General features: G+C 37.5%; 21 protein-coding genes. 6 read left to right on the top strand and 15 right to left on the bottom strand.

Features of this window, described 5'->3' with window-relative positions; translation table 11 throughout:
- Positions 1 to 15: 15 nt before the first annotated feature.
- Positions 16 to 1188 (bottom strand): FtsW/RodA/SpoVE family cell cycle protein, encoded by a 1173-nt coding sequence (locus tag H9632_RS00950; RefSeq protein WP_191702260.1) that lies wholly within the window; start codon positions 1186 to 1188, stop codon positions 16 to 18.
- 60 nt (positions 1189 to 1248) lie between these two features.
- On the bottom strand, positions 1249 to 1530 hold the full coding sequence (locus tag H9632_RS00945) for a YlaN family protein (RefSeq protein ID WP_191702259.1): 282 nt from the start codon (positions 1528 to 1530) through the stop codon (positions 1249 to 1251).
- 171 nt (positions 1531 to 1701) lie between these two features.
- Between H9632_RS00945 and H9632_RS00940 the strand changes: the two genes are divergently transcribed.
- Positions 1702 to 2202, top strand: coding sequence for a peptidyl-prolyl cis-trans isomerase (locus H9632_RS00940; RefSeq protein WP_191702258.1), 501 nt, complete (start codon positions 1702 to 1704; stop codon positions 2200 to 2202).
- 12 nt (positions 2203 to 2214) lie between these two features.
- Positions 2215 to 2418, top strand: a complete 204-nt coding sequence (locus H9632_RS00935) for a YlaI family protein (RefSeq protein ID WP_191698537.1) — start codon at positions 2215 to 2217, stop codon at positions 2416 to 2418.
- Positions 2419 to 2525: 107 nt separating this feature from the next.
- Here the strand turns inward: H9632_RS00935 and H9632_RS00930 are convergent, their stop codons facing one another.
- From H9632_RS00930 to typA, 3 genes are all read right to left on the bottom strand, one after another.
- Positions 2526 to 3164 (bottom strand): fucose permease, encoded by a 639-nt coding sequence (locus tag H9632_RS00930; RefSeq protein WP_191702257.1) that lies wholly within the window; start codon positions 3162 to 3164, stop codon positions 2526 to 2528.
- Between the two features lie 127 nt (positions 3165 to 3291).
- Positions 3292 to 3678 (bottom strand): YlaH-like family protein, encoded by a 387-nt coding sequence (locus H9632_RS00925; RefSeq protein ID WP_404829001.1) that lies wholly within the window; start codon positions 3676 to 3678, stop codon positions 3292 to 3294.
- Positions 3679 to 3704: 26 nt separating this feature from the next.
- Positions 3705 to 5555: a translational GTPase TypA gene (gene typA, locus H9632_RS00920; protein WP_191702255.1), complete on the bottom strand. Its 1851-nt coding sequence runs from the start codon at positions 5553 to 5555 to the stop codon at positions 3705 to 3707.
- Positions 5556 to 5684: 129 nt separating this feature from the next.
- On the opposite strand from typA, the gene H9632_RS00915 reads away from it, so the two are divergent.
- Entirely contained in the window at positions 5685 to 5900 is a 216-nt protein-coding gene (locus H9632_RS00915; protein ID WP_191702254.1) for a DUF5325 family protein, read from the top strand.
- A 38-nt stretch (positions 5901 to 5938) separates the two neighbouring features.
- On the opposite strand, the gene H9632_RS00910 is transcribed toward H9632_RS00915, so the two are convergent.
- Positions 5939 to 6733, bottom strand: a complete 795-nt coding sequence (locus H9632_RS00910; RefSeq protein ID WP_191702253.1) for an inositol monophosphatase family protein — start codon at positions 6731 to 6733, stop codon at positions 5939 to 5941.
- 138 nt (positions 6734 to 6871) lie between these two features.
- The gene (locus H9632_RS00905; protein ID WP_191702252.1) at positions 6872 to 7069 is read right to left on the bottom strand and encodes a hypothetical protein; all 198 of its coding nucleotides are present in this window, start codon (positions 7067 to 7069) and stop codon (positions 6872 to 6874) included.
- Between the two features lie 188 nt (positions 7070 to 7257).
- Here H9632_RS00905 and H9632_RS00900 point away from each other — a divergent pair, with 188 nt between their 5' ends.
- The gene (locus H9632_RS00900) at positions 7258 to 7887 is read left to right on the top strand and encodes a YktB family protein (protein ID WP_191702251.1); all 630 of its coding nucleotides are present in this window, start codon (positions 7258 to 7260) and stop codon (positions 7885 to 7887) included.
- 155 nt (positions 7888 to 8042) lie between these two features.
- On the opposite strand, the gene H9632_RS00895 is transcribed toward H9632_RS00900, so the two are convergent.
- Both H9632_RS00895 and H9632_RS00890 read right to left on the bottom strand, forming a co-directional pair.
- A complete protein-coding gene (locus H9632_RS00895; RefSeq protein WP_191702250.1) occupies positions 8043 to 8315 on the bottom strand; it encodes a UPF0223 family protein in 273 nt (90 codons plus the stop codon).
- A gap of 20 nt (positions 8316 to 8335) precedes the next feature.
- Positions 8336 to 9298 (bottom strand): NAD(P)H-dependent flavin oxidoreductase, encoded by a 963-nt coding sequence (locus H9632_RS00890; RefSeq protein ID WP_191702249.1) that lies wholly within the window; start codon positions 9296 to 9298, stop codon positions 8336 to 8338.
- Between the two features lie 124 nt (positions 9299 to 9422).
- Here H9632_RS00890 and H9632_RS00885 point away from each other — a divergent pair, with 124 nt between their 5' ends.
- The gene (locus H9632_RS00885; RefSeq protein WP_191702248.1) at positions 9423 to 10892 is read left to right on the top strand and encodes an aminotransferase class I/II-fold pyridoxal phosphate-dependent enzyme; all 1470 of its coding nucleotides are present in this window, start codon (positions 9423 to 9425) and stop codon (positions 10890 to 10892) included.
- A gap of 39 nt (positions 10893 to 10931) precedes the next feature.
- Here the strand turns inward: H9632_RS00885 and H9632_RS00880 are convergent, their stop codons facing one another.
- The 6 genes from H9632_RS00880 to pdhA all read right to left on the bottom strand — a co-directional run bounded on the left by H9632_RS00880 (position 10932) and on the right by pdhA (position 17076).
- Entirely contained in the window at positions 10932 to 11624 is a 693-nt protein-coding gene (locus H9632_RS00880) for an LrgB family protein (protein ID WP_191702247.1), read from the bottom strand.
- On the bottom strand, positions 11584 to 11997 hold the full coding sequence (locus H9632_RS00875; protein WP_191702246.1) for a CidA/LrgA family protein: 414 nt from the start codon (positions 11995 to 11997) through the stop codon (positions 11584 to 11586). Before H9632_RS00875 ends, H9632_RS00880 begins: the two co-directional genes overlap by 41 nt.
- 170 nt (positions 11998 to 12167) lie before the next feature.
- Positions 12168 to 13580 carry a dihydrolipoyl dehydrogenase gene (gene lpdA / locus H9632_RS00870; RefSeq protein WP_191702245.1) on the bottom strand — a complete coding sequence of 471 codons (1413 nt, stop codon included), beginning with the start codon at positions 13578 to 13580 and terminating at the stop codon, positions 12168 to 12170.
- 4 nt (positions 13581 to 13584) lie between these two features.
- Positions 13585 to 14961 (bottom strand): dihydrolipoamide acetyltransferase family protein, encoded by a 1377-nt coding sequence (locus H9632_RS00865; RefSeq protein WP_191702244.1) that lies wholly within the window; start codon positions 14959 to 14961, stop codon positions 13585 to 13587.
- Between the two features lie 18 nt (positions 14962 to 14979).
- Complete coding sequence (locus H9632_RS00860) at positions 14980 to 15957, bottom strand: alpha-ketoacid dehydrogenase subunit beta (protein WP_191702243.1); 978 nt, start codon at positions 15955 to 15957, stop codon at positions 14980 to 14982.
- 3 nt (positions 15958 to 15960) lie between these two features.
- Complete coding sequence (gene pdhA, locus H9632_RS00855; RefSeq protein WP_191702242.1) at positions 15961 to 17076, bottom strand: pyruvate dehydrogenase (acetyl-transferring) E1 component subunit alpha; 1116 nt, start codon at positions 17074 to 17076, stop codon at positions 15961 to 15963.
- A gap of 362 nt (positions 17077 to 17438) precedes the next feature.
- On the opposite strand from pdhA, the gene def reads away from it, so the two are divergent.
- On the top strand, positions 17439 to 17996 hold the full coding sequence (def, locus tag H9632_RS00850; protein ID WP_191702241.1) for a peptide deformylase: 558 nt from the start codon (positions 17439 to 17441) through the stop codon (positions 17994 to 17996).
- The last annotated feature ends 105 nt before the right edge of the window (positions 17997 to 18101 follow it).

The following is an 18101-nucleotide window of genomic DNA, read 5'->3' as shown; positions in this document are numbered from 1 at the left end:
CTCCTCATCCCCCAATTACTTTCTTTTTTCCAATTTGTGATGTGTGGAGACATTTATAAGTATCCCCATTGCTACTGAAAGCAATAATATAGAAGTACCGCCATAACTAATAAAAGGAAGCGTTACTCCGGTTAACGGGATAAGTCCCGATAATCCACCTAAATTAATAAAAGTTTGTAATCCAATCCATGTAGAAATGCCCGCCGCTAACATTCGTGCAAGCGGATCCATCGTTGACATCGCGATATAGTAACCGCGCATAACAATATAGCCTAATCCAATTATAACAATTGATACCCCCAAAATCCCCAATTCCTCGGCTATAATTGCCATTATAAAGTCAGTTTGGGGTTCTGGTACATATCCCAGCTTTTGAATCGATTGTCCGAGCCCACGTCCTTCCAAACCCCCTGCACCGATTGCGTAATAGCCGTTCACAACATGATACCCCGAATTGAGCGGATCGCTGAAAGGGTCCAAAAAGGAAGTAATACGGCCTCTACGACTCGCATTAAAAACCGTATCCCATTTAAATATTAAAATCCCAATCATTCCGACAACACCCAATGCCGATAATAATCCAAAAATTCTGCCGAGCGTTTTACCCTTAAGTCCGCTCGTAATAACAACGACCAGTGCAATGGCAACAATGATAACCAGTGCGCCTAGATCTGTTTCAAATCCAACAACAAGAACGATAAATAGCCACATGCCCAAAGGATACGACACATCATCAAATGTTAGTAGCTGCATTGAACCACGATTCACGCTTTTACGATAAAATGTACCCGCAAAGAATACTATAATAAAGAGCTTTGCAAATTCGGATGGTTGGAAATTCATAAGGCCAAATAGGCTAATCCAACTTTTTGATCCGTTAATATTTTTGCCGGCAACTATAAGCCATAACTCTAGTATAAACATAACAGCAAGGAGTACACCTAAAATTGTTTTGCTTGATAATCTTTTATAAGGCGTAATGACAGCGACCGTAAACAAAATTAACGCTAAAATTATATTGACGAGCTGGCGATTATAATAAAAATTAGGATTTGCATCATATTGAATAATAGAAATCCAAATACTCGAACTATAAATCATAACAAGTCCAAATAACATTAATAGAATGTAAACAAACAACAGACTGTAATCGAAATTGCGAAAATAATTTTTAAAGTAATGTTTCATGTTATAAACCTCTTCTTTGAAAAAAAAACTCAAACCGCAATGTAGCGTTTGAGTTTTCTTTTATTTGTCTGTATACGCATCATGTAATAAAGAAAGCTCTTTCTCTAAAGAATCGAGAATTTTCTTTCCCTGTTCACGCTCAATTAGCCCAAGCCTTGCAGCAAATTCTATTTCACGTGATAAACCAAACATTTGTGTATCTAATACTTCTTCATATAACGGACAAGACGGCATAGTTAAATTATCCATTTGTACGCGAATTAATCGAGCAATTTTATCTGCATCCGCAGTTAGTAGCTCTAATGCTTTTTCCTGAAAGGAAGCTTGTGCTTTCGTATCCATGAGGACGCCCCCATCTATGATATTTCTTCGATTCTATCTTAATAAAGTGTATCTTTTTACATTCAAAAATGCAAGCGTCTTTGTATGATTTACATTCAATTCAATTATATTTCTTTCTACCGGGAATAGCGTTATAATGATGAAGGAAAATAGTTTAGGGGGGACTTACAAATGGTCGAAACAATCATTCCTATAAAAGGCGCTGTCAAATTCCAATTGACGTTAGACCCTACCGTATGGATTTTTGATGATCGTAAACTTAATCTGAAAACGTATTTTGTTTCGGAAAAAGTTGAAGAAGATAATGAAAAATACTTACGTGATATGGGTGCACACTGGTCACGCGAGATTATGGAAGGTGCTGTATTTCCGCCGACTTTAAAAACAGAGCGTAAATTTGATCGAAAAGGTATGCTTACAGGAACATTCGGAATGGAAATTAAGCCGTTTTTAAATAATGCACAAATTATAGATGGTGCAAACGAAGTCGTTTTCGAATGTACGACAGATGAAGAGTTTGTATTCCCACTGCAACAGGCTGAAAACTTTATTTTTAAATTTAGCCAAGATGGTAAACCGCTTGTAGAGGACGGTCCAGTACATGTACTTTTTGCAGACGGTTCAAATGTGGAAAATCCAATAAAAAATGTGCGTGCGATTCGTATTCAATAGGAGGAATTCGTCATGCGTGTAAAATGTGTCATTTGTGATACACTACATGATTTGCCAAACGATCTACCTTTAGCAAAAAAATTGCGAAATCGCCCAATTCATACGTTTATGTGTCCACCGTGCTCAGAACGCATCACAGATAATACGCAGAAACGTATTGAAACAGGAAATTTCCGCTTCTTCAGAACATCGTCTAAATTTGATGAAGAATTTTAAAGAGTCGGGAACAAAACAAAAAATATCAATTTTCTCTCCCATGAGAAAATTGATATTTTTTCTTATTCTTATTAATTTCAGTTAGACATACATAATATCTTCATTAATTAAAATTGAAATGACTGATTGTGGAACTTGAAGTCAACAAAGCTTTGTGCATTAATTTTGCTTAGTTGGAAAAAATTGATTACTTCTGTTTTTACCCCTTCAAATACACGTTCTTCATCTACAACATAAGCTTCTACCGTAACTGCGATTTCCCCAAATTGAGCTTTTAATGTATCGGCAATTTTCTTGGCTGTATCTTCTGAAATATCTTCATCCACCACTAAATGAACCGTAGCTTTCTCGACATTTACTTCTTCCAAAGTCGCTTCTTCTTTTAAGCCATCCTGGAATACATTGGACATAACTAAAATATCTTCTCCAACAATTGGTTGAATCATTTCGTTAACTTGTATGTTAACATTTTCAGCAAAGTATTCACCAAAATATTCACCGTCTTTTACTTCAAAATCATACACTGCATTTGTCTTTTCCGACTGGACAGTAATTTCAAAATCATCAACAATTGCAGGTGCTGTCGATTTTGTTACGACAAATTGATCATTGTAAATATTGCTTAATTCTGCCGCTGCATTATCTTCGTTTTTTGCTGTTAGAACAGCGGGAACGAAGATAATGCAAGATATGATAACTAGCGCTAAAGCGACTGTTATAATGACTTGTTTTTTAGTAAAATTCATTTTATTCTCTACTCCATTTAATTTATTATCCCCATTAATGAATTATAACGTTTCCATTGAAGCGGTTTCAAATAAACACACTTAAAAATAAAGAGGTGTGTTAAATTAACACACCTCTTTAAAAGTATTAGTTTGCCTGCTTCGCTTCTTCTCGTTTTTCTCGCCATAAACGTGATTTATAAACAATTAGAATCAACGCAGCGACAATTAAACCTTCAATCATCGGTAGGAATAACGCTAGAAAAGTTAATATCATACATCCGATAAATAGGAACGCATAGATAACAATATTTCTTCCTAATGTTAGTTTTTTCGCAAACCCTAGTTTGTAAACTATTGCCGACATAAGGAACACGAGAATAAATGTTACATAACCAGCCATGTCGTAGTTTGGTAAATTTTGGTATAAATAACTTGTAATCCCTGACATACGATTAAAGACATATTCATTTTCACTACTAGATATAGATGCTAGTAATACTAAATCAAAATAGCTACTTAACACAGCCAACATCATTCACCTTTCCTTATTGACGCCAATTAAGCTTCTAACTCAGCGTTCTTTTTCTTTTTAGCAACGCGTTCACGTTCGCCTTTATCAAGAATCTGTTTACGTAAACGAATTGATTCTGGTGTTACTTCTAAATACTCGTCATCACCTAAGTATTCTAATGCTTCTTCAAGTGATAAAATACGAGGCTTTTTAATAACATTCGTTTGGTCTTTGTTTGCCGAACGGATATTTGTTTTTTGTTTTTGTTTTGTAATGTTAACAGTAATATCAGAATCACGTGTATTTTCACCAACGATCATACCTTCGTATACTTCAGTACCTGGCTCGATGAATAATGTACCACGATCTTCTACACCCATCATACCGTAAGTTGTTGCTTTACCGTTTTCCATAGATACTAATACACCTTGGTGACGGCCGCCAACTTTACCTGCTACTACTGGAGCGTAGTGATCGAATGTATGGTTCATCATACCGAAACCTTTTGTGATTGACATGAACTCAGTTGTGTAACCGATTAAACCTCGTGCTGGTACGTTAAAGATTAAACGTACTTGTCCTGATCCGTTGTTTACCATATCTAACATTTCACCTTTACGAGTACCGATTGATTCGATGATCGAACCTACAGAATCCTCAGGTACATCGATTTGAACGCGCTCGATTGGCTCAGACTTCACGCCATCGATGTTACGGATGATTACTTGTGGTTTAGACACTTGTAATTCGAAACCTTCACGACGCATATTTTCGATTAAGATTGATAAGTGAAGCTCACCACGACCAGAAACTGTCCAAGCATCCGGAGATTCTGTATCTTCTACACGTAGAGATACGTCAGTTTGTAATTGTGCAAGTAAACGTTCCTCAATTTTACGAGAAGTTACCCATTTCCCTTCGCGACCTGCGAATGGTGAGTTGTTTACTAAGAATGTCATTTGTAATGTTGGCTCATCAATACGTAATGGTACTAACGCTTCTTGATGATCAATTGGACAAACTGTTTCACCAACGTTGATGTCTTCCATTCCTGAAACCGCGATTAAGTCACCAGCAATAGCTGTTTGGATTTCTTCACGTTTAAGACCGAAGAAACCAAAGATTTTTGTTACACGGAAGTTTTTCACTGTACCGTCTAATTTCATAAGAGAAACTTGTTGACCTACAGAAATTCTACCGCGGAATACGCGACCGATACCGATACGACCAACGAAGTCATTATAGTCAAGTAATGCTACTTGGAATTGTAATGGATCTTCTGAGTTATCAATTGGTGCTGGGATTGCTTCAATAATTTTCTCGAATAAGCAAGTCATGTTTTCTTCTTGGTTTGCTGGGTCTGGATCTAAAGATGCTGTACCATTTACACCAGAAGCATAAACAACTGGGAAATCTAATTGATCTTCATCTGCACCTAGCTCGATTAATAATTCTAATACTTCGTCTACTACTTCAAGTGGGCGAGCTGAATCTTTATCTACTTTGTTTACTACAACGATTGGTGTTAAACGTTGTTCTAATGCTTTCTTTAATACAAAACGTGTTTGAGGCATACAACCCTCATACGCATCGACAACTAAACAAACGCCATCTACCATTTTTAAGATACGTTCAACTTCTCCACCGAAGTCTGCGTGTCCAGGCGTATCAAGGATGTTGATACGAGTACCGTTATAATCTACTGCTGTATTTTTAGCTAAAATCGTAATCCCACGTTCACGCTCTATATCACCAGAGTCCATTGCACGTTCTTCTACACGTTCATTTGAACGGAAAGTACCTGATTGCTTTAATAATTGGTCTACTAACGTTGTTTTACCATGGTCAACGTGAGCTATAATTGCGATATTACGAATATCTTGACGTAAATTTGTCATTATTCCACTCCATATTCTTTTTTCAATTGTTTAACTGTGATATTATAGCACATGAAAGATTAAATGTCTTTTCACAATAATTAATATCATTTTTTAGTCACATATAAAAGATGTCCGGAGGCAGGAAATATGAATAAAGCAAAATTTGTAATGTTTATTTATGCATTGGCAGCGATTCTATCAATGATCAGTATTGGATTTGCCTTTTCACTTGTATTTATGATTGGCGATAAATATGAAACGATAGGTTGGATTGGTGTTGTTGTAGGGGTTGTCGTTATGTGTGCAATCTTTGGAATGGCATTTAAAACGAAACGTAAATTTAGAGACCAAGGCTTACTCTAAAATGCATAAAACTTCGGTGCGTATACGCACCGAAGTTTTTATTTTTTTTCTTCAATATATTTGTCTAAAATTAACTGATGGATAGAAGGATTCGCAATTAAAAATGTATCCATTGATAAGAAATCGAAATTTTTCCCATTAAAGTTTGTTGCAATAGCTCCTACTTCTTTAGCAATAATGACCCCGCCACCAATATCCCATGGTGCTAAACGCATTGAAATATAAGCATCCAGCTTTCCACTTACGACAAAAGCTATTTCCATCGCAGCAGATCCATAAGAGCGAGTACCACGAACTGTTCGGACTAACTCAGTTATTTTTTCGTGATTAATACGATTATTCGGTGTTACCCAACTTGCATTGATTCCGATAACAGCCTGTTCAATTTTTACAGGCTGAAGTTTGCGAAGTGGAGAATCGTTATACCATGCTCCTACCCCAGAAATGGCATTAAATAGATCCTCCCGCATTACATCAAATATGTAGCCTAAAACTCCAACACCATCCACATAAATGCCAATTGTAATCATGAAATGGCGATGTTGCTTAACAAAATTCATGGTTCCGTCAATTGGATCAATAATCCATACGACCCCTTCTAGATTTTCGACTTTTTCACCCATTCCCTCTTCACCTAAAATACGATGATCCGGATTAAATGCTTTGATTTTTTCGATAAAAAATAACTCTGTTTCCCGATCAATATTCGTCACTAAATCATTGGGACTAGATTTTGTTTCGATTTCAATATCGTATGAAAATGCTGCACGGATATTTTGCCCCGCTTCAATAATAATTTTTTTCGCAAATTCATCTAGCTGTTTTACATCCATCGTTCATCCACCTTCCGACAACCATTGCTAATTTTAATATGTAATATATGGAACTTTTTTTAATAACTTCATTATAACAAAAAATCACTTGCTATCTAACTTTGGCAAGTGATTTTTTATTTTGGTAACATTTTTTTATTATGCATATACATGTAGACCTTTTAGTTCCTCTTGAATTTCTGTTAAACGTTTTTTGGATTTTTCAATTTCAGATTGATTTTTATCATTCATAGCTGAATAAAGTGTTGCTAGCTCGTAATCCATTTCCAACATTAAAATCTCTTCATATTGCTTTTCAATATCGACTTTGCGTATAATTTTAATCATCTGTTTCATAAAAATCACTTCCTCATCATATTATTTGAACTTTTCCCTACTTTTATAAAAAGGTTTGGATACCATGACTAATTACTTATAATAATATCCACACCATTTGTAAAATATAACGGTATAAAGTTTCTATTAACAGATTTTTTCCCAAAAACTTAATAAAATAAACATTAATTCGAAAGGATTTGAAAAATTTGAGTAATGTAAAATGGACCGCAGAAGACTTCCAAGTATTTGAAATTGATGGTTTAGATGAACGCATGGAAGCTTTAACAAATCTAATTCGCCCAAAGTTTCATGAGCTTTCGGAAACTTTCACAGGTTATTTCAGTGCACAGACAGGGGAAGAATTCTTTGGTCATGTCGCAAAACATGCACGTCGTACTGTTAACCCACCAAAAGATTCTTGGGTTGCATTTGCCCCGTACAAGCGTGGCTATAAAGCTTTACCGCATTTTCAGATCGGACTCTGGGGTACACATCTTTTCATCGTTATTGCAGTTATTTATGAAGCACCACAAAAGAATGAAATGGCACAGCGTCTATTAACTAATATTAATACCATTAAAGATTTATCAGATGATTACGTGATTTCCGGGGACCATATGCAGCCGGATGCCATTCCTTTAAAGGAAGCACGCGATGAGAAACTGGAACAGCTCCTTGTACGTCTCCGCGATGTAAAAAAAGGAGAATTCCTGATTGGTCGACATATTCCCGCCAACGATGCTATTCAAATGTCTGCAGAGCACTTTTTACAACTAGTGGAAACGACATTTGATGAACTTCTCCCAATTTATGAAATCATCAAAGGTAACAATTAACCATTTATTATTAATATGTACAAAAGACTGCTAAACATTCCAATAATCTAAAAGAATTTTCAAAAAAATTAATAAACTAAAAAGAGAAATTGCACAGTTGAAGTGCAATTTCTCTTTTTTGATGCTGAAACAAATTATGTTCCACATTCATTTTCTTATTTCATTTTTACAATTTGTCCATCAGCCAATTCCTTCGCTAGCTTTACAACACGATATGGTACGTAGGAGCTAGCTTGTTCAAAATCACGGCAAATCGTTTTTTCTTCAGCTTGTGACGGAACAACTTTTTTAAAGCTTTTGTAGCGTTCCATAACGATTTCACGCTTTACACCTTTTTCGTATGCCATTTCCACTACCTCAAAGAAATGTACGACATCGACCATTTCTTCTGTAGTCCAATCTGTTGATAATGGGTATGAATATTCCATAGATTATTACCTGCCTTTAATTATTGCTGCCCCCATTTTAAACGGATTTCTTCTGCTTGTACAACCATACGCTGAATTAATTCCTCAACAGTTGGAATATCATTTATCAAACCTGTCACTTGGCCTGCCCATCCATATCCATTTGCTGAATCACCATCATATATAAATTTTTTGTTTGCTTCTCCACTAATATAAGTTTTTAAAGCTTCATAAGTAGGAGAATGTTGCTCAATTCCCAAGATTTTATCTGTAAATTCATTGCGAATTACTCTGGCAGGTGCACCAATCGAACGTTTTATAATTGCCGTATCAGTTTCTTCACTTTCAATTAATGCCTGCTTGTACGCCAATGAGGCATGAACACATTCCTTAGTAGCAATAAAACGCGTCCCCATCTCAATTCCGTCTGCACCCAGTGCATGAGCAGCCATCCATCCCCGACCGTCTCCTATGCCCCCAGAAGCTATAACAGGAATCGATACACTATTTACTACTTGAGGCACCAATACCATCGTTCCAACATCGTCTCTTCCTAAATGACCGCCTCCTTCTTGTCCAACAACCATGACAGCATCCGCTCCGAGCTGTTCTGCTTTTTGCGCTTGACGCTTTGCTGCTACCAATACTAGTTTTTTACAAGATGCATCTTTTAATATATCAAAAATAGGCGCTGGATTGCCCCCTGTAATCGTTACTACAGGAACGTCCATTTCCGCAGCGACTTCTACCATTTTTTCATACCCTTTTCCATGCATACCTATCGCAAAATTTACTCCAAATGGTTTATTTGTCATTTCTTTCACTTTTTTTATTTCTTCCTTTAAAGCATCGGGCGACGATAAACTCATTGCGGTAATTTGCCCTAATGCACCTGCATTAGAAACAGCTGCAGCAAGCTCTGAGTAAGCTAAATATGCCAGTCCACCTTGGATAATCGGATATTGAACCTGTAATAATTCTGTTACCTTTGTATGCCAATTCATAGCCATTCCTCCTAAAATTAGTGTCTTCATTTCAAGTATTCGAAATATTTATATAGTCAGCATCTTTAATAGGTGCTATAATTCACTTGTTTTAAAATTACAATATAGTGAGGTGGTACCTGCGTTGTCACAGTTAGAGACTCCTTTGTTTGATGCATTACTCAAGCATCGCAACAGACATCCTATTCAGTTCCATATTCCAGGTCACAAAAAAGGACAGGGAATGGATCCAGCTTACAGAGAATTTGTAGGCGACAACGTTTTATCAATTGATTTAATTAATATTGCTCCACTAGATGATTTACACGCTCCTAAAGGTGTGATTATGCAAGCACAAAACCTTGCTGCCCAAGCCTTTGGGGCTGACCATACATTCTTTTCCGTACAAGGTACTAGTGGCGCCATTATGACGATGATTTTAACCGTCGTCGGTCCGGGCGATAAAATAATAGTACCGCGGAATGTACATAAATCAATTATGTCAGCGATTGTTTTCGCGGGTGCTATCCCAATTTTTATCCATCCTGAAGTAGATAGTGAGCTTGGCATCTCCCATGGGATTTCACCTGAGTCAGTTGAGCGTGCACTATTGAAATATCCGGATGCGAAAGCAGTACTTGTTATTAACCCTACTTATTTTGGTTTTGTAGCAGATTTAAAACGTATTGTTGACATTGTTCACGCGAGAAACATTCCTGTAATTGTAGATGAAGCTCACGGCGTTCATATTAAGTTCCATGATGATTTACCCTTATCGGCAATGCAAGCAGGCGCAGATATGGCTGCAACGAGCACACATAAGTTAGGTGGCTCAATGACAGGTAGTTCAGTATTAAACGTTAGAGAGGGCCTTGTGTCCGCTAAACGTGTACAATCTGTATTTTCAATGTTAACAACAACATCCACTTCCTACCCTATGCTTGCTTCAATTGATACAGCCCGTCGTCAATTAGCTGTTCATGGGCAGACTTTGTTGGACGATGCGATTCATTTAGCAAAAGATGCGCGTAAACGTATTAATTCCATACCACATCTTCATTGTGTAGGACGTGAGAAGCTTGGTACATCTGCAACTTACGATATGGATCCATTGAAACTATTAATCAGTGTAAAAGATTTAGGTATTACAGGTCATGTTGCTGAAGAGTGGCTTCGAGTAAACGCCAATATAGAAATTGAACTATCGGATCTCTACAATATTCTATGTTTAGTAACGATTGGAGATTCGAAAAAAGAAGTAAATTTACTTATAAATGCTTTAAGACGTATGTCAAAAACGTTTGAATCAGATGCTTCAATTACAGAAACAAATGTTCAAATTCCAGAAATACCGGCACTTGCTATGTCACCACGGGATGCTTTTTATGCACAAACAGAAAGCATACCGCTTGCACTTTCTGAAGGTTACATTTGTGCTGAGTTTATAATGGTTTACCCACCTGGAATTCCGATTTTTATTCCCGGGGAAATCATTACGCAAAGTAATATTGATTTCATTAAGATGAATGTTGAAGCGGGTCTTCCTGTTCAAGGGCCTGAAGATAGTACGTTACAAAATATACGAGTTATAAAAGAGAGAAAAGCAATATATTAATATGTTTGACAGACGACTCATTTATGTCGTCTGTCTTTTTTAAATGAAATAAAAAGAAATAAGCGGTATTATAAATGCCCCTACAACTGCACTAAGCCCCATAGATAATGATCCTATAGACAAATCCTCTTCACTGTATTCTTTTAGCTTCGTTAAACCAACACCATGTGAAGCACTTCCCATAGCAACACCTCGGCTAATAGCTGTATCAATTTTAAAGACTTTAAATAATACAGGCCCCAAAATAGCACCTGTAAAACCTGCAACCATCACCAACACGACAGTTAGAGGTGGGATTCCTCCTATAAGATCGCTTACTTGCATCGCAACAGGTGTCGTCAATGATTTAGGTAAAGAAGTATAGATAAAGGCTTTACTCGATCCAAACAGTAAAAGAAACGCTACAACACTTATAAGACCTGCTAACATTGCCACAATAATGCTAATTATAATTGAGTATTTATATTTAAAAATAATATCCCGTTGATTATAAAGCGGAAAGGCTAATGCTACAACTGCAGGACCGAGCATTTTTGATAGCCATTGACCGCCTTCCATATAAGTTTCGTACGGTATGTTAAAGATCAACAAAACCGCTACCGTAATGCAAGTAACAGTTAGAATAGGCAACAAGAAAGGATTGCCAATTTTCAAGTACAGTTTATTCAGTAAAACGAAAAGTAACACCGTACTACTTATGATAAATAGACTTAGCAGAACTTGCGGTAACATGTTCCCCCTCCTTTTTTTGCTTTTCTTTTTCCTCAATAATTCTACTAACTTTCCCTGTAATGACTAACGCTAATATTGTACTTATAATTACCGCCAATATGAGGAGCCCACCAGACACCGTAAGTAATTCCGGATAGTTAATTACCGCTACAGTGGAAGGAATAAAAAATAAGGTTAAAAATGCCAACATAAAACTAGCACCCTTTTGAATGAATTTCACATTCAATATTTTGAAATAAAGTGATAACCATAATAATACAAGTCCAACGATACTTCCCGGTATGATAATTCCAGTTATTGAAACTATGTATTCTCCTACTAAATAAAATAAAATGATGATACCTATTTGAGCGATTGTACGTATAATATCCACTTAAAAAACCCCCTTGCGCACACTTTCATTGTACGACTATTAGAAATTTCTGTCTATTTCATTCTCTTACTATAATATAAAATATTCCAATATTACTTTTGAATATATCCATCTATATAGACAACAAAAAGGCTATGCAGTATTTTCAACTGCATAGCCTTTAATCATTATTATTTAGATACGATATGGATTGGGTTGCCTAATAATACTTCAGCAGCTTCCATCGTAATTTCACCTAAAGTTGGGTGAGCATGAATTGTTAATGCTACGTCTTCAGCTGTCATACCAGCTTCGATAGCAAGACCCATTTCAGCGATCATATCAGATGCACCAGCACCGATGATTTGAGCACCTACAAGTAAGCCATCTTCTTTACGAGCAACTAATTTCACAAAGCCTTCAGTTTGGTTAAGTGCTAATGCACGACCGTTTGCAGCGAATGGGAATTTAGCAGCTTTCACTTCAAGACCTTCTGCTTTAGCTGTTTCTTCAGAGTATCCTACAGTTGCCATTTCTGGATCTGTGAAGCATACTGCTGGAATCGCTAAGTAGTCAACTACTGATGGTTCACCAGCAATTGCTTCTGCAGCAACTTTACCTTCATAAGAAGCTTTATGGGCAAGTTGTGGACCTGCAACGATATCACCGATTGCAAAGATGTTAGAAACTGAAGTACGACCTTGTTTGTCAACTTCCAATAAACCGCGTTCTGCGAATTTAACTCCTACTTCTTCTAAGCCCATTTCATCTGTATTCGGACGACGACCTACAGTTACTAAAACGTAATCCGCTTCAACTGTTTTCTCTTCGCCGCCTGCTTCATAAGTAACTACAACGCCATTTTCGTTTTCTTCAACGCCTTTAGCAGATGCGTTTACTACTACTTCAACGCCCTTTTTCTTAAGACCTTTTTTAACGATTTGCGTCATTTGTTTTTCGAAACCAGCTAAAATATCTTTACCGCCTTCGATAATTGTTACTTGAGAACCTAAGTTAGCATAAGCTGAACCAAGCTCAGTTCCGATGTAACCGCCACCGATTACTACTAATTTACCTGGTACTTCAGGGAAAGATAATGCACCAGTTGAGCTTACTACGCGCTTTGTAAATTTGAATGTTGGGATTTCGATTGGACGAGATCCTGTTGCTAAGATTGCATTTTTGAATGTATATGTTTGGGCGTTATCGCCATCGATAACACGTACAGTGTTTGCATCTACGAAATATGCTTCACCTTTTACGATGTCTACTTTATTCCCTTTTAATAAACCTTCAACGCCGCCTACTAATTTTTTAACAACGCTGTCTTTAAATGCTTGTGCTTTAGACCAGTCAAGTTTTACTTCTGATGCAGTAACACCCATATCATCTGAATGTTGTGCATGCTCAAAGCGGTGACCTACTGAAATTAACGCTTTAGACGGGATACAGCCTACGTTTAAACAAACTCCACCTAGTGCTCCACGTTCAACGATTGTAACTTTTTGACCTGTTTGTGCTGCACGAATTGCTGCAACATATCCACCAGGGCCCGAACCTACTACAAGAGTATCTAGTTCAATTGGAAAATCTCCTACTACCATTTTTTTACGCCTCCATTAATAATAGTTGCGGCTCACTTAATAAACGTTTTAAATGATTTAAAGCGTTTTGTGCAGTCGCACCATCGATCATACGATGATCAAAGCTCAATGATAATGCTAACACATGTGCCGCTACAATTTCACCATTTTTTATTACTGGTTTCTCTGAAATTCGACCAATTCCTAAAATCGCAACTTCAGGGTGATTAATTACTGGTGTAAACCATTGACCACCTGCAGAACCGATATTTGTAATGGATATTGAAGCACCTTTCATTTCATGAGATGCTAACTTACCATCACGTGCCTTTACAGCCAGTTCATTAATTTCCTGTGAAAGGCCAAATACCGACTTACGATCAGCATGCTTAATAACTGGAACTAATAAACCTTTTTCTGTATCGGCAGCAATACCTATATTATAGTAATGTTTCTGAATAATTTCCTGTGTTGCGTCATCTAGCGAACGGTTGAATTCAGGATATTTTCGCAAAGTCGAGATTAAAGCCTTCACAACGTACGGTAAATACGTTAATTTAACACCTTGCTCTGCTGCAATATCCTTGAATTGTTTACGATGCGCAACAAGCTCTGTTACATCCACTTCATCCATTAACGTTACGTGCGGAGCTGTATGTTTTGAATGAACCATCGCTTTAGCAATGGCTTTACGAATGCCGCTCATTTTTTCGCGTGTTTCAGGGAATTCCCCTTCAGGTGCAACTTGTTTTGTTTCTTTTTGCGTCTCTACAGCTTCTGTCTGTTTTGTTTCATTAACTTCTTCAGATGCAGCATCAGGTTGTCCCCCGCCATTTAAGAAGCTTTCAATATCTTCTTTTAAAACGCGGCCATTTTTACCTGTACCTGAAACTTGCTGAATTTCGACACCTTTTTCACGAGCATACTTTCGTACTGACGGCATTGCAATAATACGTTTGTTTGAAGTATCCTCTTCACTCTGCGGTGTAGCTTTTTCTGTTTGGGATGGAGCTTCTGGCTTCGCTGCTTCCTCTTTTGCCTTTGGTGCTTCCTGTTTTTTCATATCTTGGCCTGATTCAGCAGTGGATTGTACTTGGGCTTCTGTTTTACTTGATTCATTTGATTCGTGGTGGTCATCACCTTTTAATTTTAAATCTTCATAGCCTGGTGCATCAAAGCGGATTAAGGCATCTCCAACAATCGCTACTGTACCTTCTTCCACCAAAATCTCTTCAACTGTACCTTCTACTGGTGACGGAATTTCCACAACTGCTTTATCATTTTGAACTTCAGCTAAAATATCATCTTCTTTGACTTGATCGCCAGCTTTAACGAACCATTTGACGATTTCACCTTCATGTATACCTTCTCCGATATCTGGTAATCGAAACGTAAATGCCATATTTCTCACCCTCAATTCTTAGAATGTTAAAACTTTCTTCGCAGTTTCCATTACATCTTTATATGTTGGTAACCATACACCCTCTGCTTGAGGGAATGAATAAATTGTATCTGGTGCAGCAACACGTAATACTGGAGCTTCTAATGAAAGAATGGCACGCTCTGTAATCTCTGCGACAACATTTGCTGCAATACCAGCTTGCTTTTGAGCCTCTTGAACAACGATTGCACGACCTGTTTTTTCAACAGAAGCTATAATTGTTTCAATATCTAAAGGCTGAATCGTACGTAAATCGATCACTTCTACCGAATAGCCTTCTTTCTCAAGTTCTTCTGCCGCCTTTAAACTTTCGTGAACCATTAAGCCATAAGTAATAATTGAAAGGTCTTTTCCTTCGCGCTTTACATCTGCTTTTCCAAGTTCAATTGTATATGATTCTTCCGGAACTTCTTCACGGAACGAACGGTAAAGTTTTAAATGCTCTAAGAAAATAACTGGGTTATTATCACGAATTGATGCAATTAGTAAACCTTTTGCATCATATGGTGTTGATGGAATTACCACTTTTAAACCTGGTGATTGTGCCATTAAACCTTCTAAAGAATCCGAATGCATTTCCGGTGTATGTACACCACCGCCAAATGGAGAACGAATTGTTACAGGTGCATTGTACGTACCACCAGAACGGTATTTCATACGAGCTAATTGACCACTAATTGAGTCCATTACCTCAAAAACGAAGCCGAAAAATTGAATTTCAGGCACTGGACGGTATCCAGTTAACGCCAAACCAATTGCTAAACCGCCGATTCCTGATTCTGCAAGTGGCGTATCAAATACACGATCAACGCCAAATTCTTTTTGAAGACCTTCTGTAGCACGGAAAACCCCGCCGTTTACACCAACGTCTTCACCGAATACTAAAACGTTTTCGTCATTTTTTAATTCGCAACGTAATGCATCTGTAATTGCTTGAATCATTGTCATTTGTGCCATGGCTTATTTCGACTCCTTCTCTTTATAAATCGCGTACTGTTCTTTTAAGTTTGATGGCATTTCACCATCATACATATTATCCATTAACTCTGTTACTTTTTGTTTCGGAGCTTTATCGGCTTGTTTGATTGCTTCTTTAATTTCCTCTTTAGCACGCTCAATTACTTCTTCTTCTTTCTTCTCATCCCATAACCCTTTACCTTCAAGGTATTTACGGAAGCGTACTAATGGATCTTTTGCTGACCACTCATTATCAGTATCAGTAGTACGATAACGTGTTGGGTCATCACCTGCCATTGTATGAGGACCATATCGGTAACACATTGTTTCAATAAGTGTTGGACCTTCTCCGCGAATTGCTCGGTCACGGGCGTCCTTAGTCGCTGCATAAACAGCTAACGGATCCATACCATCCACTAATACGGACGGTATGCCGGCTGCTATACCTTTTTGCGCGATAGTTTTTGCGGCAGTCTGTAATTCACGCGGTGTTGAAATCGCGAATTGGTTGTTTTGCACGATGAAGATAGCTGGCGATTTGAAAGCACCTGCAAAGTTAATCCCTTCATAGAAATCACCTTGCGAAGAACCACCATCCCCTGTATATGTGATTGCAACCGTTTTTGAACCACGCTTTTGTAAACCAAGTGCCACACCTGCCGTTTGAATATATTGTGCACCAATTATAATTTGCGGTGCCAATATATTTACACCTTCCGGAACTTGGTTTCCGATAAAGTGACCGCGACTGAATAAGAATGCTTTCCATAATGGCAAACCATGCATAACAATTTGTGGAACATCACGATAGCCCGGTAAAATCCAGTCTTCTTTTTCCAATGCATAATGGGAAGCAAGTTGTGATGCTTCTTGACCAGCAGTTGGTGCGTAGAAACCTAAGCGTCCTTGTCGGTTTAATGAAATTGAACGTTGATCTAAAATACGGACATAAACCATACGACTCATTAATTCAACTAATTGCTCATCACTTAAATCCGGCATAGCTGCTTCGTTTACAACTTCCCCTTGCTCATTTAACACTTGGAACATCTCGAACTTGCCTTCAATTTCCTGTAACGTTCCAGCTGGGTCCAATTGATTCATCATTTTATCTGCCATTGTTTACATCCCCTTTAAACTGTATTAAAAAAATCATTATTTTCACTAGTACAATATAACTCTACCCCGAGTATAATGAATAAAAATCTATCGGTCAATCATTGTTTACCATCTTTATTAAAGAATTTTCATAATTAACATCAAATTAATACAGTTACATCATCTGTACCACAAGTTCGCCGCTACTGTACTATAATAGAAACTTTTAAAACATCCAAATATTATTCGTTTAATAGCACTTCAACAATATTTATTCCCTTAATTCGAATTCTTAAATCGGAAATCCCGAAGTTTTTTCTACTTCCATTCTGTAGAGTCGTGTATACTTATTCCTATAAGTTCTAACTGAAAGGAAGTTTCACATGATATTAATGGAACATATTATTCGCGAAGGACATCCGACATTGCGCACTCGGGCGGAGGAAATTGATTTTCCATTATCTGCGGAAGACCGTAAACTTGCTGAGGATCTACTACAGTATTTAATTAATAGCCAAAATCCTGAAATTGCTGAAAAATATAATCTACGCGGAGGTATTGGCTTGGCTGCTAACCAAGTTAACAGCTTAAAGCGGATGTTTGCCTTACACTTGGAAAACGAGGACGGTGAGTTATTAAGCTTCGTTGCAATCAATCCTAGAGTTGTAAGCCATTCTGTGGAGCAGACGTATATTACAAGTGGTGAGGGTTGCCTATCTGTAGATCGCGCTGTTCCAGGCTACGTCCCTCGTTATGCCCGTATTACAGTTAAATTTATGACTGTGGACGGAGAAGAAAAGAAAATGCGTTTATCAGGACTCCCTGCAATCGCCTTTCAACATGAGCTGGACCATTTAAACGGTATCATGTTTTATGACCGAATTAACGAAAAGGACCCATTCGCGGTAATTGAAAATAGCATCCCATTTGGTAGAGATTAATTGTAAAAAACGCGTGTGAATTAAATATTCACACGCGTTTCAGACTGTCAGGCGAACTCGAAGAAATTCGAGTTTGCCTACAGTCTTTTTTGATTAAAATAAAGT

This window comes from Solibacillus merdavium (assembly GCF_014836935.1).
Lineage (GTDB): Bacteria > Bacillota > Bacilli > Bacillales_A > Planococcaceae > Solibacillus > Solibacillus ferritrahens.
The sequence above is the reverse complement of the archived record's forward strand: the minus strand, read 5'-3'. Positions and strand labels throughout refer to the sequence as shown.